Annotated in this window: 18 protein-coding genes and 1 pseudogene; 4 read left to right on the top strand and 15 right to left on the bottom strand. The window is 68.1% G+C overall.

Annotated features, from left to right (window positions below; all coding sequences use genetic code 11):
- Positions 1–131: 131 nt before the first annotated feature.
- From RCR19_RS25720 to RCR19_RS25740, 5 genes and pseudogenes are all read right to left on the bottom strand, one after another.
- Positions 132–572 carry a VOC family protein gene (locus RCR19_RS25720; RefSeq protein ID WP_331267274.1) on the bottom strand — a complete coding sequence of 147 codons (441 nt, stop codon included), beginning with the start codon at positions 570–572 and terminating at the stop codon, positions 132–134.
- 788 nt (positions 573–1,360) lie between these two features.
- Positions 1,361–1,949, bottom strand: a pseudogene (locus tag RCR19_RS25725) (RNA polymerase sigma factor).
- Between the two features lie 361 nt (positions 1,950–2,310).
- Entirely contained in the window at positions 2,311–3,624 is a 1,314-nt protein-coding gene (locus tag RCR19_RS25730) for an MFS transporter (RefSeq protein ID WP_331267275.1), read from the bottom strand.
- A gap of 180 nt (positions 3,625–3,804) precedes the next feature.
- Positions 3,805–5,178 (bottom strand): FAD-dependent oxidoreductase, encoded by a 1,374-nt coding sequence (locus RCR19_RS25735; RefSeq protein WP_331267276.1) that lies wholly within the window; start codon positions 5,176–5,178, stop codon positions 3,805–3,807.
- Positions 5,179–5,457: 279 nt separating this feature from the next.
- Positions 5,458–6,045: a dihydrofolate reductase family protein gene (locus RCR19_RS25740; protein ID WP_331267277.1), complete on the bottom strand. Its 588-nt coding sequence runs from the start codon at positions 6,043–6,045 to the stop codon at positions 5,458–5,460.
- A gap of 364 nt (positions 6,046–6,409) precedes the next feature.
- Here RCR19_RS25740 and RCR19_RS25745 point away from each other — a divergent pair, with 364 nt between their 5' ends.
- Positions 6,410–7,213 carry a nucleotidyltransferase domain-containing protein gene (locus RCR19_RS25745; RefSeq protein WP_331267278.1) on the top strand — a complete coding sequence of 268 codons (804 nt, stop codon included), beginning with the start codon at positions 6,410–6,412 and terminating at the stop codon, positions 7,211–7,213.
- 270 nt (positions 7,214–7,483) lie between these two features.
- Positions 7,484–7,774 carry a hypothetical protein gene (locus RCR19_RS25750; protein WP_331267279.1) on the top strand — a complete coding sequence of 97 codons (291 nt, stop codon included), beginning with the start codon at positions 7,484–7,486 and terminating at the stop codon, positions 7,772–7,774.
- A gap of 1,136 nt (positions 7,775–8,910) precedes the next feature.
- Here RCR19_RS25750 and RCR19_RS25755 read toward each other — a convergent pair.
- From RCR19_RS25755 to RCR19_RS25790, 8 genes are all read right to left on the bottom strand, one after another.
- The gene (locus RCR19_RS25755; protein WP_331267280.1) at positions 8,911–10,173 is read right to left on the bottom strand and encodes a cytochrome P450; all 1,263 of its coding nucleotides are present in this window, start codon (positions 10,171–10,173) and stop codon (positions 8,911–8,913) included.
- Between the two features lie 504 nt (positions 10,174–10,677).
- Positions 10,678–12,756, bottom strand: coding sequence for an acyl-CoA dehydrogenase (locus tag RCR19_RS25760; protein ID WP_331267281.1), 2,079 nt, complete (start codon positions 12,754–12,756; stop codon positions 10,678–10,680).
- A 100-nt stretch (positions 12,757–12,856) separates the two neighbouring features.
- Positions 12,857–14,212 carry a cytochrome P450 gene (locus RCR19_RS25765; RefSeq protein ID WP_331267282.1) on the bottom strand — a complete coding sequence of 452 codons (1,356 nt, stop codon included), beginning with the start codon at positions 14,210–14,212 and terminating at the stop codon, positions 12,857–12,859.
- Positions 14,213–14,284: 72 nt separating this feature from the next.
- On the bottom strand, positions 14,285–14,872 hold the full coding sequence (locus RCR19_RS25770) for an ATP/GTP-binding protein (RefSeq protein WP_059125877.1): 588 nt from the start codon (positions 14,870–14,872) through the stop codon (positions 14,285–14,287).
- Positions 14,847–15,221, bottom strand: a complete 375-nt coding sequence (locus RCR19_RS25775) for a DUF742 domain-containing protein (RefSeq protein ID WP_059125878.1) — start codon at positions 15,219–15,221, stop codon at positions 14,847–14,849. The genes RCR19_RS25770 and RCR19_RS25775 overlap by 26 nt, the downstream gene beginning before the upstream one ends.
- Positions 15,218–15,619, bottom strand: a complete 402-nt coding sequence (locus tag RCR19_RS25780; RefSeq protein ID WP_059125879.1) for a roadblock/LC7 domain-containing protein — start codon at positions 15,617–15,619, stop codon at positions 15,218–15,220. Before RCR19_RS25780 ends, RCR19_RS25775 begins: the two co-directional genes overlap by 4 nt.
- Entirely contained in the window at positions 15,616–16,815 is a 1,200-nt protein-coding gene (locus RCR19_RS25785) for an ATP-binding protein (RefSeq protein WP_331269554.1), read from the bottom strand. The genes RCR19_RS25780 and RCR19_RS25785 overlap by 4 nt, the downstream gene beginning before the upstream one ends.
- A 408-nt stretch (positions 16,816–17,223) precedes the next feature.
- Positions 17,224–18,468: a YbfB/YjiJ family MFS transporter gene (locus RCR19_RS25790; protein ID WP_331267283.1), complete on the bottom strand. Its 1,245-nt coding sequence runs from the start codon at positions 18,466–18,468 to the stop codon at positions 17,224–17,226.
- 143 nt (positions 18,469–18,611) lie between these two features.
- Between RCR19_RS25790 and RCR19_RS25795 the strand changes: the two genes are divergently transcribed.
- Positions 18,612–19,211: a TetR/AcrR family transcriptional regulator gene (locus RCR19_RS25795; protein ID WP_331267284.1), complete on the top strand. Its 600-nt coding sequence runs from the start codon at positions 18,612–18,614 to the stop codon at positions 19,209–19,211.
- Between the two features lie 191 nt (positions 19,212–19,402).
- Here RCR19_RS25795 and RCR19_RS25800 read toward each other — a convergent pair whose 3' ends face one another.
- Positions 19,403–20,794, bottom strand: coding sequence for a carboxypeptidase regulatory-like domain-containing protein (locus tag RCR19_RS25800; protein WP_331267285.1), 1,392 nt, complete (start codon positions 20,792–20,794; stop codon positions 19,403–19,405).
- Between the two features lie 328 nt (positions 20,795–21,122).
- Here RCR19_RS25800 and RCR19_RS25805 point away from each other — a divergent pair, with 328 nt between their 5' ends.
- Positions 21,123–21,698: a TetR family transcriptional regulator gene (locus RCR19_RS25805; protein WP_331267286.1), complete on the top strand. Its 576-nt coding sequence runs from the start codon at positions 21,123–21,125 to the stop codon at positions 21,696–21,698.
- A 987-nt stretch (positions 21,699–22,685) separates the two neighbouring features.
- On the opposite strand, the gene RCR19_RS25810 is transcribed toward RCR19_RS25805, so the two are convergent.
- Positions 22,686–23,231, bottom strand: coding sequence for a hypothetical protein (locus tag RCR19_RS25810; protein WP_331267287.1), 546 nt, complete (start codon positions 23,229–23,231; stop codon positions 22,686–22,688).
- Positions 23,232–23,425 lie beyond the last annotated feature (194 nt).

The following is a 23,425-nucleotide window of genomic DNA, read 5'->3' on the forward strand; positions in this document are numbered from 1 at the left end:
CTGCGCGCAGCCGAGCGGGGCCGCGGCCCGAGGCCCGTATCAGCCTGAGAGTGGTGGCGAGCCACCACTCTCCGAGGTCCGTCTCACGGTTTCCGATCGGCCGCATGGTTCGGTTCCTCCTTCGCAGCCTCTCAGCGGAGTTGCTCGGCCAGTCCGACGATGATGCCCTCCGGGCCGCGGACGTAGCAGAGCAGATAGCTGTCCTCGAACCGGGCGATCTCGCCGACCAGTTCGGCGCCGTGAGGGCGCAGGCGGGCAACGGTGTCCTCGAGGTCGTCGACGGCGAACATGACGCGGTGCGTGCCCAGAACGTTGTGCGGGCGGTTGCGCGGCCCGGCGCTGATCACCGCGGGGCTGTGGTACTTCGCCAGCTCGAGCCGGCTGTGACCGTCCGGGGTCCGGACCATCGCGATGTCACAGCGGACGCCCTCGAGTCCGGTGCACTGGTCGGCGAAGCGGCCTTTGACCTCCGCCCTGCCCTCCAGCTCCATACCGAGTTCCTCGAAGAACGCGATGGCGGCATCCATGTCCTCGACGACGATGCCGACGTTGTCCATCCGCTGAATCGCCATGCTGGTTTCTCCTTCTTCCTCATGCGGCCGTTGGTGGCCACTGATGTCCCTGGGACGGAGCCGGTGGCACGTTCTCGACATCCGCAGACTGCCGAACTCCGAAGAATCTGGAACGCGCCTCGCCGTCCAACAGTCGCATCAATGGCACGGGCATCCCGATCCGGCGCGTGCACCGCCACACGAACGTTCCGGGCTCCTCGCCGGGCCCGGACGAACCGGGTGAGCCCTTCGACGTCGCGGACAGCCGGGCGTGGGTCGTCCAGGAGGAGTCCGCGCCGGGGTCAGCCCTCGGCGCTCGCGGGAACCTCGCCGGACTTGTCGACGACCCCTCGCTCCATGATGACGTCGATGCCGCACAACGTGTCGGCGGTGACGCCCGTGCGCTTGTCGGCGGTCATGTATGACCGTGAGCCGAGAACAGGCGAGGGTGTTCTTCTTGAAGATCCACTCGTCGCGGGTGGCGGATGCGGGGTCCTTACGGGTGATGCCGATGCCGTGACGGCCTGCAGCGTCGACCGTGTCGGGTATCACGGTGACTCCGGGGATCCTCTCGAGGACCTTGTACAGAGCCGAGGCGGTGGCGGGCGGCATGATCGTCGACCCCAGCAGGTCGCCGACGTTCCTGAAGTACGGTCTCGTCCTGCGAAAGGCTGCCCCGCGGCTCGGTCTGTGCGTAAGGCAGTGTGCGCAGGGCTTCGGGATCCGTGGGCAGTGTGGCCGGCCACGTGCAGGTGGGGTGGTCCAGACCGGCATGCACGGGCGTGGGGGTGACGATGGGGATCCGCTGATCAGGCATCACGGCGTCCTTGCCCGTCTCGCGCATCCAGCCCGTCCTGGTGGTGGGGCCGGAGCCCTGGACGGTCCGGACTTCGGTCTTGTGCAACGCCCCGAGCCGGACCGGGCCGCCCAAGGTGCCTGGCCAGTCGGTTCCGGGCGCGCGAAAGCCGTGAGCGCACGGTGCCGACCGGGATGTTCAGGGCCTCGGCGGCCTGCCGGTAGTCCAGCCCGGCCGCCACGCACAGGGCGATCACTTCCCTGTCCTGGCGGCGCAGTTGGCGCAGTGTGTCGTGGACGGCGGCTAGGCGGCTGGTGTCGTCGATCCGGCCGACCGTCTCGTCCGCGAAGTCCTGGACGGGGCGAGGCTCCGGGCTGCGCGCCAGGAAAGCCGGCTTTCGCCACAGTCCGCGGTTGGCGTTGTGTGCCTTGTATGTGGCTATGCCGAGCAGCCACGGAGTGAGGGAGTCGCCCTCCGGTTCCACGGTCTCCCGCGCGCCAGGCTGCGAGGAAGGTCTCGGACATGACGTCCTCGGCCTCCGACCAGCTGCCGGTCCACCGCAGCGCGTGGTCGCAGACCGCCCGCGCGTTTTGCTCGTACAGGTCGGCGAACGCGGCACGGTCTCCTGCCGTGTTCGCCCACGCGACGACTCTGCTGGTTCTGTATGCGTCGCATTCATCACCCGCCGCCGCCCAGGCCGGGTTCCTGTGTTCGCTGTCACACAGCCGCCGGGGAGGCATGAGAGTCATGGAAACACGTGCACGCGGGCACATTCGGCGTCCGTGGGCCACTGCCGGATCCAGGAGTCCGGGTTCATGTGCGTGCCGCGTGCTCGGATCCGATGGGATTCCCTGCCGTGGGAGCTGCACATCGTCCCTGGGGCGATGACGTCGGACACGGCCCAGAACTCGGACGACTTCGGCCGCCGACGACCCCTGGGTGCTCGGGCGCTGTGTACTTCTCCTAGCGCTGGGACTGCCTGTCCTCACTGGGCACGCCGCTCTCCACGGCAGTGGAGTCATGCCTCTGTGCCGCGATCATGCGCTGACGCTCGGCATGTTCATCGGTACGGGCGTCGTAGGACATCAGCCGCGGCAGCGAGACGGCGAGCAGGCCGGCGGCGGCCACGCACATAAGGCCGCCCGACCACACCGAAGCGCGGACGCCGACGAGGGCGGCCATGCCCCCGGCGCGGACCTGGCCCAGCTGAAGGCCCGCGATGGAGAACATCTCGAAGCCGGCGAGACGGCCGCGCAGCTCGTCGGGGATCGTCTGGTTCCAGATCGTCCGGCGGAAGATGCCGCTGATCGTGTCGCAGCCGCCCGCAACGGTGAGGAGGAGCAGCACCAGCCAGACGTTGTGCACCAGGCCCGTCATCGTCATCGTGAGGCCGAACGTGGTGGCCGAGAGGATCTGCATGCGGCCGTGGTGATGGATGCGGGACGACCAGCCGCTGGTGAGGCTCACCATGAGCGCACCGGCCGGCAGCGCCGCGTACATCAGCCCCAGGGACCAGGGTGCGTCGAGGTCGTCGGCGAGGAAGGGGAAGACCGCGATGGGGAACCCTAGCCCGGTCTGGGCCACGTCGACGGCGTAGGTGCCGAGCAACTCCTTGCGCCTCCACGCGTAGCGTGCACCGTCCGCGATCGAGCGCAGCGACGGCTTCCCGGTGCCACGCCGGGCCGGGGACGGCCGCAGGCGCAGACTGAGGGCGACCGAGACCGCGAAGGTGGCGACGTCGATGACGTAGGCCCACTGAAGACCGGCGAGGGCGACGAGGAGGCCCGCAAGGGACGGACCCGCGATCGAACCGATCTGCCAACGCAGGGCGTTGAGGGCGCCGGCAGCGGTGAGCTGGTCGTGCCGGACGACGCGGGGCACCATCGCGTCCAGCGCCGGGCGCTGCAGGCCGCCGAGAGCGCTGCTCAGCGCCGCGACGACGTACAGCGGCCAGACCAGGGGGTGCGGAAGCAGCGCGTTGGCCAGGAGGGCGACCATCAGCAGACCGAGTGCCGCCTCCGTGTACACGATCAGCTTGCGGCGGTCGAGGGCGTCCGCGAGCGCGCCACCGTAGAGCCCGAAGAGGATGAGCGGTATCAGCTCGACCGCGCCGACTGCGCCGACTGCCAGGGGCGAGTCGGTCAGCTCCTTCAGCTGGACGGGCAAGGCCACCAGGGTCAGGGCGCTGCCGAAGTTCGTGATCAGCCCCGAACACCACATCAGCCGGAAATCACGGGAAGACCGCCAGGGGGCGAGGTCAGGGAGCAAGCGAGGCACGGGACGCGATCCTGGCGGTCTGTGACCGCCAGGGCAACTGCTATTCCATCGGCACCGCGCCCACCTCTGCTCCGTTCTCGGCCATACACCCGGGGTCTCTCGGTTCGTGCGAACAATGGCAACGGACGCTCCGCGCACCGTCGCAGCAAGAGAGGGGTATTCCAGTCCGCGGCCAAGCGCTCAGCCCGGAATGAGGGCGTCCCACTGATTGCGAGTCGGGCCGTCGTACGCCGGCGAGAAGTCCGGATGGTCGGCCAGCCAGTCGGTTACAGCTCGGTCCACTTCATCGGTGCCGTAAGCCTCGCCGGCCGGTTGCAGGAGATGGCGTACCTGGGCACGGGCTCGCATGACGACGGGATCGTCAAAGGCGCAAGCGGCCAGGGCAGCAGTGCGCAGATCCGAGGACGGTGAACTCTCGGTGAGGCGTTGTTCGTTGCCGCGATCGGCCGCCACCTGTGCGTCGAACCACGGGCGGAGGACCTGTGCCGTCCAGGTGTGGTAGCCGATGGGGTCCGCGGCGGCCCGGTCGGCGTGGGCGGCGAGGTACTGGGCAGCACGCAGGCCGAGGGCCACGCCATGGCCCAGGGTGGGGTTGGTGTGGACGAGGCTGTCCCCGGCGTTGACCAGGCCCGTGACGACAGGTCCGTCATCGTCGACGAGGGAGGTCCAGCGGTTGTCCAGGCCGGCCATCGCCAGGACGGCCGTCTGCGCCTCGGGGGCCAGGTCGAGCCAGGCGGCGGTGGCGGGAAAGCGGCGCGCGACGGCCTCGAACACAGCGGGGTCGGTGAGCGCGCCGCGGCTCGGATCACTCGTGGAGAGCACCAGGCTCACCGCGAAGGTGTCGTTGTCGGATGGGAAGACTCCGGCGAGCGCGAACGGTGCGGCCGAGCCGGTCTTCACCCGCCCGGGGTCACGCGGGCCGTCGGGACGCAGGCGGTACCAGCGGCACAGATAGGCGATCCTGGTGCGATGGCTGTCGACCACGGGCAGGCGGCAGCCGGCCGCGGTCAGCCAGTCGGGGACCGGCGTGCGGCGGCCGGACGCGTCGATGACGAGGTCCGCCTTGTGCGTTTCCGCACCCACCTGCACGCCGGTGACCCGGGCAGGGCGGCCGTTTCCGAAGGTGAGGGCGCGCACCCGGCAGCCTTGCCGGACTTCAACGGTGGCTTCCCGCCGCACGGCCGCGGTCAGGGCGGCCTCCAACACGATGCGGCGGGTGCGCAGGGTCACCAAGTCCTCATCGCCGTCTTGATGCGGTGGATGCTCGCCGAACCAGTCGAAGTCGTGGTATTCCCGTGCTCCGCGTCTCAGCAGGTCGGTGTAGACATCAGGGGTCTCGGTGCGCAGTACGGTGCGGACTGGCGCGAGGAAAGAATGGGGATGGGTGGCCTGCGGGACTCGGGGTCTGTCCCATCGGAAGAAGTCCCGGTTCAGGTCCTCTCCGGCGTGCCGCGCGTCCTGCTCGAACAACGTGACCATGTGGCCCCGTCGGCCAAGCATGAGCGCCGTCCCCAGTCCGCTGATACCCCCACCGATCACCGCAACCCGCGCCACCGATCTCCCCTTCGCGTCGTGTTGCGGAACGAGCCTAATGCTGGAAGATCATTCGCCTTCACCAAGTGGGCGACGCACTGGACGGTGGCCCGAGGGATCTCCTCGACGAGCTCCGGGAGCCGGCCCTCCCGTTCGAAGCAGTTCAGGGTCAGGGTGAAGTCCGTACGGCCCGACAAGGGGCCGAGGACAAAGGAGTGCGAGAACTGAACGTCCGTAAGCGGAACATGAGTTGGCTCGGCAGAGTGGGGTCGGGGACAGGAGGCCGAGTGTCCGCCCAGCTCAGCTCTCGCCTTCAGGCTCTGCCTGGCGCCCCACGCGATAGCGGGAGTAGACGACTCCTGAGTTGAAGGTGCGGGTCTCGACGAGTTCGAGATCCACCTGGCGCTCGAGCCGGGGAAAGAACGGAATGCCACCGCCGACCAGCACCGGGTAGACCCTGGCCCGGTACTCGTCGATCAGGCCCAACTCCGCCGCCCCCGCGGCGAGAGTCGCGCCGCCGATCGCGATGTCGCCCTTCCCCGGCTCGGTCCGCAAGCGCTCGATCTCCTCCGCCAGGCCGCCGGAAACCAGGCGGGCGTTGCCCTGCACCGCGGAGAGCGTGGTGGAGAACACCACTTTCGGGAGCCGCTTCCAGATCGCGGCCCACTCGAGCCTCGAGTCGTCGAGCGATGGATCCTGGTCGGCGGTCTCCCAGTACAGCATCGTCTCGTACAGCCGCCGTCCCAGCAGGTGGACGCCGACCTTTCGAATCTCGTCGATCCAGGAGCGGAAGACCTCCTCGTCGGGCGGCGTCCAGTTGATGCCGCCGTCCGGACCGGCGATGTAGCCGTCGAGTGAGACATTCATCGAATAGGTCACGCCGCGCATCAGAAGTCCTCCTCGGCACCGGGTTCGACAGTACGACCGCCGGATACCGCGGAACTCATCGCGGTTCCCGCAATTTCCTTCGTCGGGGCTGACTGGGCACGCGCCGAATGTTGTCACTCGGGCGGTTCCTGGGCCCGCGGCCTGCATATTCGGCAAGGCCGCGCGGCGGACGGACGACAGTGGGCCGGAGGACGCCACGGCCCGGGGCCGGGACGTGGGACGGCGTGTGTACGGCCGCCCGAGTCCGGCGGTGCGGACGGGAGGGTTCCTGCTTCACCACGGTTTGCCGTGCCGTTATTTCCTTGGGGGTCCGGCCCGGTGGCGTGGTACGTTGCAAAACTTTGTTCCATTCGGAAGGAATGCCATGGACATCCCCTCCCTGCACAGCCGGTTCCTCGGCAATGTGCTTCCTCGGATTCAGCAGGATCAGCGAGTGACCGGCGTTGCCGTCGCGGGGTCGATCGCCGGTGGAAACCCCGACATCTACTCCGATGTCGACCTGATCGTGGTCATCGACGACGAGGCGTTCGACTCGGTCATGAAGGAGCGGCTTGCCCTGATCGGCGCATGGGCCACTCTGGTGGCCGGATTCACCGGGGAGCACGTCGGTGAACCCCGCCTGATCATCACGCTCGTCGGGCCGCCCCTCCTCCATGTCGACTTCAAGTTCGTGAAAGCCTCCGACTTCGCCAAGCGTGTCGAGGACCCGGACATCCTGTGGGACCGAGACGGAGGCCTGGCCGACTCGCTCGCGGAACATCCGCCGCAGACCTCGTCGTTCGACCTTCAGTGGATCGAGGACCGCTTCTGGATCTGGGTGCATTACGGTGCGACGAAACTCGGCCGCGGTGAACTGTTCGAGGTCATCGGCTTTCTCAACTATCTGCGAGAAGCGGTGCTGGGCCCCCTGGCGACCCTCCGAGCGGGGGCAACGCCCCGTGGCCTGCGCCACCTTGAAACCGTCGCACCGGATGAGGCGCGCGACCTTCGGACAACTCTGTGCGGTTACGACCGACATGGCGCCGGTCAGGCACTCCTTGCCGCCATCGAGCTCTACCGGCGGTGGCTGGATGACACAGGAGCGACGATCGAACGTCATTCTCACGCCGAAAAGCTCGCCGTGCGGTACCTCCATGACATCATCGATGGAACGTCGCAACATTCGTGAGAAAAGCGGACCACAGGCCAGGCGTCCAGTAAGGCCAGTTCGGGACGAAGAGCAGTCGTGCCGGAGGTGTATCGGCGTGCACCGTCCCGGCGGAGAGTGTTTGCCTTTGGCGCCAGCGGCAACGCGGAGTCCATGAGTCAATCAAACAGCGGCACGAATCAAGATTCGGTATCCAAGCGGAGCGCATCCGCCAAGGCCCGGCGGGCCACGGCGAAGGCGACTGCTCCGGCTTCGCAGGCGGCGGACAAGGCGGCCGAGAAGTCCGGTGACGTGGCGTCAACAGCCGTGGACGCGGCCGAGCGTACGGCCGGGACGGGCGCCGCGGTCGTGCACAGCGCGGCCGAGCGTGTCCAAGCCGGCCGCCAGGCGGTCATCGCTGCCTCGGGTCAGGCCGTGGTCCTTGCCAAGACGGGATGGACGTTGATCGCCCATCGAAAGATCCTCGCCGCCGGCGTGGGCGCGGGCTTGTCGGCGTTGGGTGCCACGTCCTACCTGGCGGGTCGCCGTGCGGGGCGCCGCACGCACGGTCCGATCACACGTCTGACCGGCGGGCGGATCTGAGGCGGGAGGCGAGCCCCGTCACCCGTAGCGGGGGCCGCCGAGCGCTGTCACCTCGACGTGGCAGCCGCCGGTGCGGCTGTGCCGGGGTAGGCGCAGCCCGCATTCGTACAGTGGCGCGCTCCACCTGGACGCCGGGAACCACGCCCGCTCCACGGTGTGTGGGTCGAGGGCGGACGGTAGGGGAGCCGGGGAAAGTGGGGGCTGAGCAGTCGCGCGGAACGTGCCACGACCTAGTACTGCAATCACAGTTATAGGGTCTGGCCTCGAGCATTGTAATGGCTGAGCCGAGCGCGTGACTGGCTGAGTCGTCTCCACCATGACCAGCGCAGATGGTGCGTCGGCGTGAGGTGTGGTGGACGCAGGAACAGTCCGATCCGGTGGCGTATTTCCGCGACGGGCAGGGGTATCCGGAGGGTTTCTCCAAGATGGTTTCCCTCTTTGACAGCTCCTGGGCACGACACAGATCGGGCCTCGACCACGCTGTCCGCACCGTACGGACACTCCACGCCCGCCGGTTCGACTTCTGTCCCATCTGCCACCGCGGAGCACATCAGGTGATTCGGTCCACTCACTGTTCAAAGTTTTCGTTGACGGCATGTGCAATGAGGATGAGACCGGTCTACGCATTCGAGCGGTACGGGACCCACTCCAGGAAGGAGGCGCATCCCTCCGGGCACCACGACAGCTTTAGAAGCTCTTCCTGGGTCATCCCTTCCGGGAAAACGACGTTTTCGCAGCTAGGGCAGACGCCGTACGCGCCGACGGGGCGCCCAAGGCTCGCGGCGTCCTGCTGCGCGTCGTCTGTAGCCATTCGGTTCTCCTCCTGAGATCGCATGCGAGCGGATCTGCCAGCGTTGGCGAGCGCGGCCCTGAGAGCCGCCGGGGGCCCTTACCGGCGGTGTCGCCGGCGGTTCCCGAGTAGATCGGAGCCATCCGTACAGGACTGATAGAAGACCAACGCCCCACGTTTGACGAGTCCCGGTGCGGAGTCAGCATCGGGGCCTCCTGGTCCTCTATGGACTCGACACCCATGAGCTGGTCAGGAGGCCCGTCTTCATGCCCTTGACACGGCAGGACTACCTAGCCGGAATCGGCGGTCGATCGCCACCGCTCAAGATCAAAAGGACAACGGCTTCTCATGTCCTCACTCTCAGCGAGGTCATGCGCCGGAAGACCATGCGAGAGGCGTAGGTGGGGCCGCTGGCGAGTTTCAATGTCGGAAAGCGTTTCAGCAGGTGCGTGAGGAGGGTTCGGGCTTCGAGACGTGCCAGGGCTGCGCCGAGGCAGTAGTGGGCACCGCCACCGAAAGTGATGTGGCTGCCCTTGCGGAGAATGTCGTAGGTGTGCGGGTCCGGGTTGCGGCGGGGGTCGTGGGCGGCAACCCCGTACAGGACGTGGACCATCGTGTCTTTGGCGATCGGTACGCCGGCCAAGGTGGTGTCGTCGCCCGCGATCCGCGAGTTGAGATGGATGGGCGGGTCGTAGCGCAGGGCTTCGTCGATGGCGTCGTCGATGTGCTCGGGGTGGCGGCGCAGCCAGTCCCACCGCGCCGGGTCCTGCAGGAGAAGCCAGACGGCGACGGACAGCAACGTCGCGGTGGTCTCCAGCGAGGCAATGCAGATGAACATGACCAGGTGGTAGAGGGTGCGGTCCGCGCCGGCAGGGTCGTCGTGCAGCAGGGCGTCCCAGTAGCGGATCCAGTCGGAGAGGACATCGTTGCCAGGGCGGGCCCGGCGCTGGCGGATGAGGTCGGTGAAGAAGGCCCTCATCTCCAGCGTGGCGCGAGCGGAGATCTCGAGCTCGCTCTTGGTGGGGAGCAGCTCCTGAGCGAAGACCTGCCGATGGGTGAAGTCCAGGATGTGGCCGTAGTGTTCGTCAGGGATGTTGAGCCAGTGTCCGACCGTGCGGATGGGCAGCTGCTCGCTGACGGTTGTGACCAGGTCGGTCTCGCCGCTGGTGTCGAGGTGCTCCTCCAGGGCGTCCAGGAGTTGCCTCACGTGGTCGTCGATGTCGGGCTGCATCTCCTCGAGGGTCCGACGGTCGAAAAGGTTGCCGAGGCTGCGCCGCTGGCACGTATGGGTGGGGGCGTTGAGCCGCGAGAGGGCGTGGCTCATCTCCTGGGTGGCGGGGGCGTGCCAGCGTTCGAGATCCGGTTGGCGTTCCTGCCAGTTGATGTCGGGCACCAGCCAGGTCCTGCCGCGCAGGACCTGGCTGCAGGCTTCGTAGGAGGTGACGAAGTACCCGCCCCAGGGGGCGGGGACGACGTCCCCCATGCCGCGGAGTTCTTCCCAGAGGGGCAGGGGGTTGGTTTGTCCCTCGGGAGAACGTAGGCGACGGAGAACTGAGATGACGGCGCGACGGTCGGTGGTTATGCCGCCTATGTCATCCACTGCGGTCACGCGGAGCTCCTTCGAGTGGGCAGAGCGCTACCGTTACCGGCGGAATCTACCCTTCCTCCCCCTCTGGTCATGCGGAGCGGAGGGTTGCTTCTGTCACATGCCGTCCTCTGCACGCAGAAGATGCCGACGGAGCTCCGGAATGCCCTTGTTGACCTGTCGGCTCCCCCGGCACGGAGTGATTGCCACGGGTGCGTGGAACTTGTCAGGCGTGGTCTGCCGGGACTGTGCGGGAGCACGGACTGCGCCAACCCAGGTTCCCGGTCCCGACGCGAAGGGGACGGAGAGCCGGAGCTCGATGGGAGGGACCGGGCCGCCACTGCGGCTCCTCGACTGGGACATCGAGCGTCAGGTCGGGCAGCGCGTTGAGGACGGCATCGAGCGCAGTCCGGGATATCACCGTGGCCGGGGCGGACGCGCGGTGCCGGGGGACCCAAAGCCACCGCGGTTGCTCACGGCCCGGCACATCCGCCCCAGCACGCCCACCGGGAGGGCAGCCCGCCCAGGCTAGGCGGGCGCCAACGCGACCGCAGGCGACGGGGCGCGCAACATTGGATGCTCGCCCATGAATCCTTCCAGGGCAGCGAAGGCCTCGGTCAACTGCAGGCTGTACGGCACGAGTGCCTCGACCGCCGCTTCTTCCACGTCCGGTAGCTGCTGCACGTGGTCGGCTGTGAGGCGGCCGGCGGCAAGCAGGTCCCCGCTGTGTGCCTTCACCTGGCGCAGCGCGAACAGGGCGTGCAAGCACCGGAGAACCGCGCGGGCCTGCGGATCGGACGGCCGTCCGGCGGCGGTGAGGAGGGCCTGTGCCGCACGGCGGTGCACGTGCGCCTCGACCAGGTTCAACGCGGGTGTGACGGCTCCGTTCCAGCGGGCGAGGGGATCGCCGCGGCGACCGCCGCGCAGTCGGCTTCGGGCCCGGCTGTGCCAGATCCGTTCGATATCCGTCAGCAGGTCCTGGAGATAGGCGGAGTCGTCCAGAGTGCGACCGGCCGGCGGTGTCTCGGAGGGCGGTGCCGGGGTGAATCCGCCCAGGAGCATCTCGCCCGCGGCCTTGACCCAGATGACGCGGTTGTCGCCCTCTGCAGTGATCGTCCCTTCGTTCGCGGCCAGTTGGAAGGCGATGCCGTTCGAGAGCAGCAGGCCCTGTGCGCCGCACCGCTCCCGGCACTCCGTCATCACCGAACGGGCCTGCCAGGTGATCCACGCCTTGGCCACGGCCGCCAGGCGCTCGGTCTCCTCCTGCTCGGCCCCCGCCCCGCCTGTCCACTGCCGCACGACGTCGCGGTGCAGCAGCGTCGCGGCGTAAGTGGTGGCGACGGCCGCCATGAGGGGGGCGTGGTGACTGCGGTGCTCGATCAGCGAGACCTTGCGACCCGTCGTCATGCCCGAGGTGAGCCGGCGATGGGAGTGCTGCATCGTGACGGCCAGGGCGTGCCGGGTCACACCGAGGCTGTACGCGGTCATGCACAGCTTGCCTGTATGGACGCGGCGTACCGACTGAAGGAACCGTTTGCGCGGGTTGCCCAGAGAGCTAGTGAACGTGCCGTCGCGCGACAGGCGGCCGTGCTCGCCCTGCAACAGGGCTTCGAACGGCAACCGCACCTGATGGAAGTGCGTGGCGCAGTGGTCGACGGGCGCACTCGCCGTCTGCGGGAGGGGTCGTACCTCCACGCCGGGATAGTGGTGGCCCGCGCTGTCAGTCAGAGGAGTCAGGAAGAGGAACACGCCGTGATCGATATGGTCGACCACCAAGCGGGCCGCCACGACGGCGTTCTTGGCGCCGCCCGTTGACGAGGTGTTGGGCATCCACTTGCAGGCGCCGGGCGTCGGTGTGTCAAGGACGAATCCGCTCGTCTCGCGATCGAACGTCGCCGTTGTCTCCAGCGATGCGGCGTCGTTGCCATGGTCCAATTCGGTGCAGAGGAATGTGCCGATGCGGTCCATGCGGGCGTACGCGGACAGGTCCCATCCATCCGTGTCATGGTCCACCAGACTGCCGATGTGGAGGTTCCAGTGGATGCTCGCGATGGTGGCCATGCCGGCGTCCACGACGCCGGCCCACTCGTGCATCGCGGTGAGGGATTCGATGTCGGAGGCGAGTCCGATCGGGTCAGCCACAAATTCGTTGACCAGGCGCAGTCGCTCGTAGGACAGCGCCGTCCGTTCATGCGGGCTCAGGCCCTCCTGGAAGCTGAACCGCGGATCGCTGAACAGGGACTTCCAGGGCTCGTGGATCTGCTCTGCATGAGGCCCGAAGAGGATACGGGCAAGGTCCGCCGATATACCCCGAGGCTGGGGGAGTGGAGTGGCAGTCACGGCTTGAAAGTACTTGAAAGGAGCGGAGTTGATTGCTCCGCTCAGCGTGATGATCAACACGATTGGCTGTTCGAAGAACGTGGAAGATACCCAAAGTCTCCGCGTGGTGACCGTCGAGGGGCCCTTGAACGTGGCCTGGCGCGGGTTGTCTTCATCGCCGAGTTGATGACGGGCACGAGCCAGGTCCTGCGGGGCAGGACCTGGCTGCAGGCCTCGTAGTTGGGGGACTAAGTATCCGCCCCAGAGGGCGCCGGCGACGTCGCCCATGGCGCGTAGAGCTTCCGGGCGGCACTGCTACCGCCAGGACCTACCCTCCCGATCCACTGGGTCTGCGCTGCAGGGAGCGGTTCCCGTTGCTGGCCGACCTCTACACGCGGAAGATGTCGAGGAAGGTGCTCCAGAATCCCTTCCTCACCCTTTTGGCCTCAGGGTGGAGTGAGGGCGTCACGGGAGTGTGGGACGGGGCAGTCGTGGTCTGCGGGGTGGTTTGTGCGGGGGTGTGGAGTGCGGCCACCCGGGTTCCGGGGGTCGGTGTGAAGCGCACCGGCAGCGTCGCCAGGGCCCGGTGGAAGGGGCCGGGCCGCCACTGCAGCTCCTCGACCGAGACATCGAGCGCCAGGTCGGGCAGCGCGTTGAGTACGGCCTCGATCGCGGTCAGGGAAATCACCGTCGCCGGGGACTTTGCCGGGCAGGCGTGCGGCCCGGCGCCCCAGGCGAGGTGAGCCCCCTTGCTGAGGGACTCACGGGCTGCGCCAAGTGCGGGGTCGGAGTTGGCGCCCCCGAAACTGATCATGAGAGGCGTGCCGGCCTCCACTCGGACGCCGCCGAGGTCGACGTCACGCAGGGGGTAGTGCGTGGCGTAGTTTGCGATGGGCGAGTTGTTCCACAGGACGTGGTCGATGGCCTCTTCGGGCAGCATGCCCGCCCCTCGGCTCGAGGAGCCGGACAGCAGCAGGAGCAGTGCGTTGCCGATCAGGTTCCGCTCGGGCTCCACGCCGGCGCCCATCATCATGACGAGCTGGTCTTTGAGTTCCTCGTCGTTCAGGCCGGCGGGGTGCTGGATGAGCCAGGAGGTGACATCGTCGCCGGGCTCGCGCCGCTTGAGGGCGATCAGCTCCATGAGGCAGGCAGTGATGTTCTCGCTGGCCTTCAGGGCGTCCCTGCCGTCGAACATCGCCGACATGGAGGTGGTAAGGCGATCGCCGATCCCGGCCGGGCAGCCGAAAAGCCGATTGAAGAGCAGCAGCGGCAACAACTTCGCGTAGTCGTTCAGGAGATCGGCGCGGCCGCGTTCGCTGAACTGGTCGATCAGGAAGGCGGCAATGGGCTCGGCGTCCCGGCGGATCCGGCCGATGTTGAGTCGGTCGAGGCTGTCCGTGACGGCCTTGCGCAGCCGGAGATGGACAGCTCCGTCGGTGAACATGGCGTTGGGACGGAACGCCATCATGGGCACCACCGGACTGTCCAGAGCTATACGGCCCTCCATGAGGGCCTTCCAGTGCCGGGCGTCCTTGCTGAAATCGGTCGTGTTCTGCAGCACGCTTCGCGCCGTCTGGTAATCGACGACGAGTGTGGCATCCACCCCGGGGGCGAGCTCGACCGGCGCCGCCGGCCCCTCGGCGCGCATCTTGTCGTAGGCAGCATGCGGATCGGCGGCGAACTCCGCCGTGTGCATCGGGCACCGTGCGGGGGCGCCCGGCACGGTTGGTTGCTGAGTGTCCATGGGATCGGATCCTTTGTGGGCCCGGCGTCTTTGCGGTCCGGGCGAGTGGAGGAGCAGGGGGCGAGCGGCGGATCAGGCCGTGCGCACAAGGAGATGCTTCACGAGCGTGATCAGCGACCTTGCTGACGACGCACGGTCGCGGGCATCGCAGTACGAGACAGGGGTGTCGGGCAGCAAGTCGAGGGCCTCACGGATCTCGGCCTCGCCGTACAGGACATCGGTGAAGGAGTTGACCGCAATGGAGTACTCCAGGCCGTACTTCTCGACCAACTCGATCACCGGGAAGGAGTCGGCCAGCCGCACGGGGTCGACCAGGATCAGCGCTCCAAGCGCCCCGCGGGCCATGTCCTCCCACAGCTGGACGAACCGCTGCTGACCGGGCGTACCGAAGAGGTACAACACCACTTCGTCACCCAGGGTGAGCCGCCCGAAGTCCAGGGCGACCGTGGTCGTCACCTTGTCCGGTGCACCCGCCAGGTCGTCCACGTGAGCCGAAGCCTGAGTCATCCGCTCCTCCGTGCGCAGCGGGGGAATCTCGGACAGCGAGCCGATGAAGGTGGTCTTGCCCACGGCGAAGTGCCCCACCACGAGGATCTTTGCAGCTGTCGTCACCGAGCCCGAGACGTAACTCGGCTCAGGCATAGAGGCTTTGGAGTCCATGCAGCACCTTCTCGATGACGAGTCTCGATTCCGACTTGGCGGGCGGCGGCGCAGAGCGGCGCAGCAGATGGCCTTGGTCCGCTAAGTCCGTCAACAGCAGACGGGCAACCCCGACCGGCAGGCCCAAGTGCGCGGCCACTTCCGCCACGGCCAGGTAGCCCCCCGCACAGAGCTCCCAGATGGCGCGTACTTCCGGGCTGGCACCGAGCGGCAGTTCCCGGTCGGGCGCCAAGGTGACGAGCATGTGCAGGGAGAGGTCGTCGGCGGAAGGCAGGCGCCGGCCGCCTGTGATGACGTAGGAGCGGACGAGTTCGCTGGAGACCGGAGCTTCCTCGCCGGGGGCGCTCATGCCTCAGCACCAGCGCTCTGACGAGGTTGGGTGCTCAGTGCCCGACCCAGAGCAGCCACCTGCTGCTGCATACGCATCGACATGACCTCCATGTCGACGTCCAAGGCCGCGGAAACAGCCATGTAGGCTCCGCTGCCTGCCGCGATCAGGAAGATCCAGCCGCCGTCGTACTCCAGCAGGGTCTGCTTCCAGATGCCCTTACCGCCTGCCACGAACCCGGCGACGGCGCGGCTGAGGGACTGCATCGAGCTCATCGCCGCGGCGTTGGTCTCGGCCTCGTCTCGGGGGATTTCGCTGGAGCGCTCCAGGAGCAGGCCGTCAGCGGAGACGAGGATCGCATGCCGGGCACCACGGACGCTGATTACGTCGTCCAGCACCCAGGACAGGTCGGGCTTCACTGGTTCTCAGATCCTTCCGTGGTGGTCGTGTCCCGCCCGCGGACGGTTCCGCGTGCGAAGGCAGTGAGGCGTGTCGCGGTGGCGGTCACCTCACTGTGCTCCGGCACCGGCACCGGGTCCGGCTCGGCTGCCAGCGATGGTGCAGGCGGTACCACTGCGACCGCACGGCGACGCCTGGGCAGACCGCCTGCCGTCGTCCCAACGATTGCCACCGGCGCCGTGACCGGGCTGCTCGGCGACCCTTCACTCGCAGTGGTGGGGCTGTTCTCGGCTTCAGGCGCGGGGACATCGTGGGTCAAGAGGCTCTCCGGAAGGAGGATGACCGCGCGGACGCCGCCGTACGGCGAGACGGAATCGACGGAAACTTTGAAGCCATACCTTGCAGCGAGCACACCTGCGACAGCGAAGCCGACGCGCGGCGGGCTGCCCAGGCTGGTGATCGACACAGGGCCCTGCGTGTTCAGCAGGGCGGAGGCGCGGTCCTTCTCCTCTGCGTTGATACCAAGGCCGGCGTCGTCGACGATCAGGCACACACCGGTCGGAACGGCCTGGATGTTGATCTCGACGGGCGTGCCGGGCGCCGAGTAGTTCGTGGCATTGTCCAGGAGCTCGGCCAAGACGACCGCCACCGGTTCCACGGCGGTGCTGGCGACTGCGACGTTGACCTGGCTGTGGATCCTCACCCGGTCAAAGAGCTTGATGCGGCCCTGCGCGCTGCGCGCCACGTCGAGGACAGGGGCTGCGCGGTCACGTCGACCGAGCCAGCCGCCGCACAGAGCCGCGATGCCCTGAGCGCGCCGGCCGAACTGGCTGTTGGTGTGGTCGATCGTCATGAAGTCGGCAAGGATCTCGCTGTCGTTGCCGTACTTCACTCGGGCCAGATCGCTGATGACGCCCTGCTGCTCATCAGCGAGGACCTGCAGGCTACGCATCCATGTACGGAGAGCGGCCTTAGTTTCCTCTTCGGCGTCGCTGCGGACCTGCGCCAGATCGCGATCGTGCTCGGAACGCAGGGTGGCGCTCTCGTTGGCAAGCCGTTGGCGCTCTGCTTCGAGACGGCCCTGGCTTGCATGCAGATCGGCGTTCTGCTTCCGGAGCGCCAGATTGGTTCTCCGGGCGAGCATCACTGCGAGGACCGCAGCGATCAGTACTCCTAGCAAGATCCACAACAGTGGATCCTTCATCAATGAGGTCATCAGGCTCTCTTCACGTCGCATCGCGGGGGGTAGTGCAGGACCGCGCGGCAGTGGCCGAAGTCGCGGACCTCACGCCGCGCTGCGGGCTCACTCGCGGACCAACGGCTACTCCTTCGCAGTAGGCAAAAGCTATCCCCCGTGACACGTGCATGACGCGACGTCAGCCTACTGAAAGCCAGATGATCTTAACAGCGGGGCTCGTACCAATCCCCGTACCACGGTGACGACTTGGGGAGGCAACGTGAACCTTCGCCAGGAAGGGATGCTGACGAAAGGCTCACTGAGGGCTGAACAGCCCCCGGCACTACTGATGCCCTCCGGTGAACAGTCGTTGAGCTGGGCGGAGACGGCGCAAGCCGCGCCGCACTTCGTGCCATGGCGACCGGTGACGTGCCGGTCAGAGGTGTCTCAGCCCGCCGTCGTGACGCGCCCGGATGCGGTCACACGGGCGGTGTGATCCCCGCCCGAGTGCACGAACCGCGTGGCGAGGCCGGTCAGGAGCGCCAGGACGAGGGCACCGCCGCCGATCAGGAACAACACGCGGTGGTTCTGGCCCGTCAGGTCGAAGACGTACGAGTACAGGTACGCGGACACCGCCAGCGAGAGGGCACCGGCGACGGTGGCCTGCCCCCAGGCCGTCGACTGCTCCTCGGTGCGCGCGGGCACCAGTTCGTGGACGCGCCCCAGGACGACGGGCACCACGCCGGGCGGGAAGGACCCGATGACGGCGCTCAGCACCGCGACCTCGGGCAGGTCGTGCACGAAGGCGAGCGTGATGAGCGCTCCCGTCTGCACCAGGGTGATCAGCAGCAGGGCCCTGGCGAATCCGAGGCGGTCGCCGAGGAGTCCGTAGAGGGTGGGCCCGACGAGGGCGCCGAGGCCGTAGACGATCCACACCATGGAGCCGCTGCCGGAGCCCCTGCCCAGGCCGCGGCTGACGAAGTCGGCGAGGAAGGACATGGCGGGGACCAGGCCCATGGAGATCAGGGCGTACTGCAGGAGGAGCAGCGCCAGTCGCGGCGACCCGGCCGACCCGCCTTCCCGGGGCGCGGCACCGGACGGCATGGCCGCCGCGGACGCCCGGGGCGTGGGCCAGCCGTGCCAGCTCAGGATCGTGAGCAGTGCGCTCAGGGCCGCCAGGCCGATCCACGCGCTGCTCAGGCCGGCGGTCAGCAGGAGTGGCACCAGCGTTCCCGAGGCGGCGATGCCGAGTCCCAGGCCCGCGAAGATCGCGCCGCCCGCCAGTCCCCGGCGCTCACCGCGCAGGTGGGGCAGCACGGCCCCGGCGACCCGCACCATGATCACGCCGCCGGCCACCCCCGAGACCAGACGCCAGGCGAAGAACCAGACCGCCGAGACGGGGACGCTGCACGCCAGGAGGCCCACCGTGGCGAGCACCATCATCCAGCGCAGTGCCCGTCGGTCGCCGAGTCGCCGTGCGACACGACGGGCGGCGAGCGCGCCCAGAAGGTAGCCGGCGAGGTTCGCCGCGCCCAGGTAGGCGACGGCCGAGGGCGAGAACCAGTGGGCGTTGATGAGCTCCGGCAGCAGTGGCGTGTAGGCGAAGCGGGCCAGGCCGATGCCGACGAAACTCGCGCTCGCGCCCGCCGCTATGGCGCGCCAGGGAGCGGGTCCGGGAGGTGTGGCGTTCATATGCGTGTGTCCGCTTTCCGCCCGGGTGTGACGGGTCGGGGCATGGCCCGACCTGTCTGCCCGAGCCATCTTTGACAGTCCCGTCATGTTTGACAGAGTTGCAAACTTTGACGATGGCGTCAAAAATGAATTACTGTGGGGGCATGGCAGGACGGCGGCAGTTCGATGAGCAGCACACCTTGGGCCGGATCCTGGACGTCTTCTGGCACCAGGGCTACGGGGCGACCTCCATGCAGGACCTGGCGACGGCCACCGGCGTGCAGCGCGGCTCGCTCTACAACGCCTACCAGGACAAGGAATCGCTGTTCCTGCGCGTCTTCGCTGACTACGCGGACGCCTTCGTCGCCGACGCCGGTACCGCGCTGGACCAGCCGGACGTCCGGCGGGCGCTGGAGGACTTCTTCGACTTCACCATCAACTCCATGACCCGCGGCACCCCGGCCCGTGGCTGCCTGTCCACCAAGACCGCCACCGACACCCAGGCCGACGCGGAGCCCATCCGTAAGGCGATCCGCGGCATGCTCGACCGCCTCGAGGGCGCCATGATCGAGCGGCTGTCCCGGCCGGACGCCGCCGGCCGCCTCACCGTCCCGCCCGCCGAGGCGGCCCGGGTCCTGGTCACCATGACCCGGGGCACCGTCGTCATGGAGCGCGTCTACCAGGACCCCGAACGGCTCCGGGCCACCGCCCGATCCATGATCACCATGCTCCTCGCCGGACACCGGGAACCGGCCGCCGCATGATCACCCCGCCCGGGGTGCCGGGGCTCTGACGAACGTCGCAGCACCCGACGTCCGGGTGGGCGATGAAGAGCCGTGTCAGCACTGCCGGGGGACGCCCGAACTGAGGGCGTCCCTCGAAGTGAACAGGCGAACCGGCCGGTGGATGCGGGGAGAGGAACTGCTCAGGCCCGCCTGAACCGTGTGTCGTGCGCCTACTGCATCCGAGTCGACGCCGTCTCGTTGGAGGACCGGTCATGCGAAGACCGGTCGTGCATGGTGAAGTCGGCCCGGACTGCGACGCCGGACTGCAGCAGCTTCTGGTGGACCATCGGATTCCGGCCGGGGAACGAGGCCACGACGCTGATGTATCCCTCGGGCAGACCGGTCACGGCGTACTCGCCCCGGGCGTTCGTGGTGGTCCGCACCAACTGCCGCCCGCTGGGGTCCATGACGGTCACGGCGGCATGGTGGACGGGCTGCTGCTCGCCGTTGCGTACGGCGCCCTCCAGCATCGGCAAGGGCTCGCCGAAGTGGTGGCGGTGGACCGGTAGCGCGGTGGGCGTGGGTGCGTTCACGAACGGGTCCTCCACCGGCGGCTCCTCGATGTCCTCCTGCTCGTCCGCCGCGCCCCGTCGTGCGGCCTCCCGGTGGTGCCTCCATGCGTCGAGGCCCAGCAGGGCCGCACCCGCCGCGATCCACGCGCAGAGCACGAGAACCGGCTTGAGCACCCCCGCATCGTCGAAGTAGAGGATTCCCTTCATGGCGTCCACCGCGGTGCCCAGTGGCATGACGGCGTGCAGGTACTGGAAGAACGTCGGTAGCAACGGGACGGGCGACACACCGCTGCTGGGAACGCTCAGCACGATGTACAGACCCATTCCCACCAGGGGGAAGAACTGCTTGGTGAAAGGCGCCACACCGGAGGCGAACGTGGCAACCGCCGTGGTGAGCAGGAAGGCGATCGCCAGCACCCAGGGGTCGTTGGGCAGGTAGTCCAGCCCGACGCCGGCGTAGAAGCCCACGACGCTGAAGAGGGCGGCGACGGCCACGATCGTCATCAGTTTCCTGCGACGGTTGAAGGTCACCGCCCGCAGCAGCGTGGTCGCGAGTATGTAGCCGGGGATGCTCCAGGCGACGCCGAAGTAGACCAGGGTCGTGCCGTTCTGGTCCTTGGCGACGGTGGGAGCCACCTCCGTCACCGTGAGCTTCTGGTGGTTGTGCGCCGCAAGCTCGGTGAAGCCCTTGGTCAGCGCCTGCTCGAGGGACATCCCGTTGGCCCTGGCCACGTACAGCACACTCTGCCGGCGTCCGGCGACGTAGCCCGCCACGGCGTCCCGGTCGAGCACCGCTCGGCGGGCTTCCTGGGCGTCCGCCACGGCGGTGACGTCGAACCCGTCGGGATGTTGCTTCTGCAGGGCGGCGTCGACCTTGCGTTCCACCGCGGGGTCGGCGACCGCGACCTTCGCGTGGTGCGGCTGAGGCGCGTGCAGGGCCGGAGCCAAGCAGAACAGAAGCCCGAGAAACAGCAGCGCCGGAAACATCAAGGTCTCGGCCAGGGTTCTGGCGAGGGGTATGCCCTGAGGATGGTCGATCCGGTGTGTCACAGACCCACTCCTCGGGCGCCGTGGTGAGCCGGGCGCCGCGCCGTCGCCCCTGGTTCGTGTGCGGGCAGCACCATCACGGCGCCGGTCCTCGGTGCGTGCGCGGCTTGGGCGGAGGTCTCGGAGTGGCTGTCGGGCCTCGGCGGAGAGACCGCGGGACCCGGTCCTTCGACCCTGTGTGTCGCGAACGTCACTCGCGGTGCGGCGAGCTCCATGGTGCCCCTCTCCGATCCTCGCAAGTGGACGTGCCCTTGCGGCGTTCCGTTGATGTACCGATCGGCACATCTACGTCGGGTGGACCATACGCGTACCGATCGGTACAGTCAAAGTCGTGCCCCGCCCCGTCAACGCCGAAAAGCGCGCCGAACTGCTGGAACAGGTTGTGTGCCACCTCCAGCACCACGGTCTCGCGCAGATGTCGCTGAGCCCGCTCGCCGAGGCCGTCGGCACCACCAAGCGCATGCTTCTGTACTACTTCGGCAGCCGCGAGAACCTGCTGGCCCAGGTGCTGGCCGCCAGTCGTCCCGACATCCACGTGATGTTCGACGACGTCCAGGACCCCGCCGGTCTGGGCAAGGCGGTTCACGACCTGTGGGAGGCGATCACCGTCGGGGAGCAGTCCGGGGTGATCCGCATGCTGCTTCAGCTGCTCAGCCTGGCCGCCACCGATCCGGAGCAGTACGGGAGCTTCGGTGCCGACAGCATCGAGGCCATGTTGCGACCGATCGCCGCCGCTTACGTCCGGCTGGGGCATCCGCCGCAGCAGGCGCGGGCAGCCGCCACACTGCTCGCCTCCGGTCTGCGCGGATTGTGCCAGGACCGTTTGGTGACCCATGACGTCGCGCGTACCGACGCGGCCGCGCGCCACCTCGCCGAGAGCGCAGTCGCAGTCGCCGCGATCGGCTGACGCCCGCCGCGTGTGCCCGGTCCGAAGACGGGTGAGACGCGGCCGAACGCGTCGTGACCGGGGCGGCCGGCTCCGGGGTTTCCAGTGGCAGGCTCCGCGGTTTCGGTCGGTCGGCTCCGCGGCTTCGGCCGCCGCTGTGGCGCGAGCCTCGAAGGCGGGCTCAAAGACCCATCGGATTGCTTGAGTTGCGCTCAGAACCGAGATCGCGTTCTTGTGGTGCGCATGATCGAACCGTAGCGTTCCGGGCATCAGGTCGCCTGACCAGCGGCCGGCGAGAAAAGGGGACCATGGGCATGCGAATGTGCCGAACGGCCCGCCGAGTTGGCTGGCTCCAGTGCGAAGGCTGAGGAAATCGGCGGCCGTCGTGATACTGGCAGCAGCGCTTGTGTTGGCGGGCTGCACCGACGACCAGAACCGGGCCATGCCCTCTCCTCGTACGTCAGCACTTTCTCCGAGCGGCTCGCCAACGTCGGGCCGTGCCCAGACCGCTCCCGGGCAGACTGTGACCAAAGCGCCGGTTCTTCCGGAAGGGAAGGTCGTAGCCCGGGCCGTAAACGCCGTCGGCAACCAGGAGTTGGAGTTCCGAGGTGGAGCCGGACCGCTGTCCGTGCTCGTGAACTGCCAGGGCAAGGGGACCTTGACCGTTTCCGTGGAACCGGGCGGCTTGAGTTTTCCCCTCGAGTGTGTGGACGGAGAGGTCAGCAGTATCTTGAACCAGCTCGCCCTGAAGCGCACCGGTGATCACGGCACCGTGAGCGTGACCGCACCGTCTCGGGTTCGCTGGGCGCTTGCCGTCGGCCGGTGACCGTAAGGGGTTCGGCAATCACGTCGATTGCCGAGCCTCATCTTGTACGTGCGATGCCGTCGCATCGGGCGTATGCAGCACAGACCGCATCTTGTGGCGCGTGACGCGCTCTCCTGAAGCCCCCGTGACAGGGATGTGTGAAGGAGCCTGTCGAATGACAGGGGCCTGGGATACGGCCATGACTACGCCGGCGGGGCGTAGGGGTTCCCGTCGGGCGCCGGGGGGCCGCCCCAGTGCACGGTCGGCGGCGGGACCGGTACCCAGTCCGGGCCGCGGTGATCCAGCCACCAACGGCCGATCGTGTGGAACTTCTCCTCGAATCTGCGATCCACGCTGGGGAATCCGGTGATCGGCGCCCGCAGGCGGGTGCGGCGGCCGCCCGCTTCGTAGAGCACGACGGTCCGGCTCCCGAAGAGCGAATCGACCTGGATTGCTTGGACGTTCGACCAGGGGATGGTCCGGCGGCGGAGGTTGTGCACAACGGCCGCCGACGGGGTGAGAGTGATCCCGAAGGGCCGCGAGGCGATCAGAAGCAGGGGCACCAGCACACCCCAGGCGATCAGCATCGAGACGAGTGCCGGATCGAGCGGTCCTCCGTCCGACCACATCAGGATCGGGGCGCCCATGATGACGAGGACGCCCGGCAGTACGGGCAGCAGACGCTGAAGGGGCGTCAACCGGTAACGGATCCGCTCCGGCGGCACGGCTGCGACCTGCGACTGCCCCATCGATCCCCACCCCTGGCACCATGCGCTCCGCGGTGGCCCCCACCGCCGAGGCAGCATGACGGATCAAGGGCGCGCTGTCCATGGAGTCGGGCCGCGGAGAAGAGCGGTCGCCGGATCCGAGGCCGCCTCCGGTCGGTCGGGCCCTGCCGCGCCGATCGCGGGCCATCGATTCGGGACCTCGCGCTGCGGATCCG

The organism is Streptomyces sp. WAC07094 (genome assembly GCF_036320405.1).
In the GTDB taxonomy this organism is placed as follows: Bacteria; Actinomycetota; Actinomycetes; order Streptomycetales; family Streptomycetaceae; genus Streptomyces; species Streptomyces lannensis.

Bases quoted from the DNA above. Each gene is read 5' to 3' on its own strand.
- RCR19_RS25770 (WP_059125877.1), bottom strand. From the start codon at position 14,872: ATGGACTCCAAAGCCTCTATGCCTGAGCCGAGTTACGTCTCGGGCTCG.
- RCR19_RS25720 (WP_331267274.1), bottom strand. From the start codon at position 572: ATGGCGATTCAGCGGATGGACAACGTCGGCATCGTCGTCGAGGACATG.
- RCR19_RS25795 (WP_331267284.1), top strand. From the start codon at position 18,612: ATGGCAGGACGGCGGCAGTTCGATGAGCAGCACACCTTGGGCCGGATC.
- RCR19_RS25785 (WP_331269554.1), bottom strand. From the start codon at position 16,815: ATGACCTCATTGATGAAGGATCCACTGTTGTGGATCTTGCTAGGAGTA.
- RCR19_RS25760 (WP_331267281.1), bottom strand. From the start codon at position 12,756: ATGGGCGACGTCGCCGGCGCCCTCTGGGGCGGATACTTAGTCCCCCAA.
- RCR19_RS25745 (WP_331267278.1), top strand. From the start codon at position 6,410: ATGGACATCCCCTCCCTGCACAGCCGGTTCCTCGGCAATGTGCTTCCT.
- RCR19_RS25775 (WP_059125878.1), bottom strand. From the start codon at position 15,221: ATGAGCGCCCCCGGCGAGGAAGCTCCGGTCTCCAGCGAACTCGTCCGC.
- RCR19_RS25810 (WP_331267287.1), bottom strand. From the start codon at position 23,231: ATGGGGCAGTCGCAGGTCGCAGCCGTGCCGCCGGAGCGGATCCGTTAC.
- RCR19_RS25790 (WP_331267283.1), bottom strand. From the start codon at position 18,468: ATGAACGCCACACCTCCCGGACCCGCTCCCTGGCGCGCCATAGCGGCG.
- RCR19_RS25765 (WP_331267282.1), bottom strand. From the start codon at position 14,212: ATGGACACTCAGCAACCAACCGTGCCGGGCGCCCCCGCACGGTGCCCG.
- RCR19_RS25740 (WP_331267277.1), bottom strand. From the start codon at position 6,045: ATGCGCGGCGTGACCTATTCGATGAATGTCTCACTCGACGGCTACATC.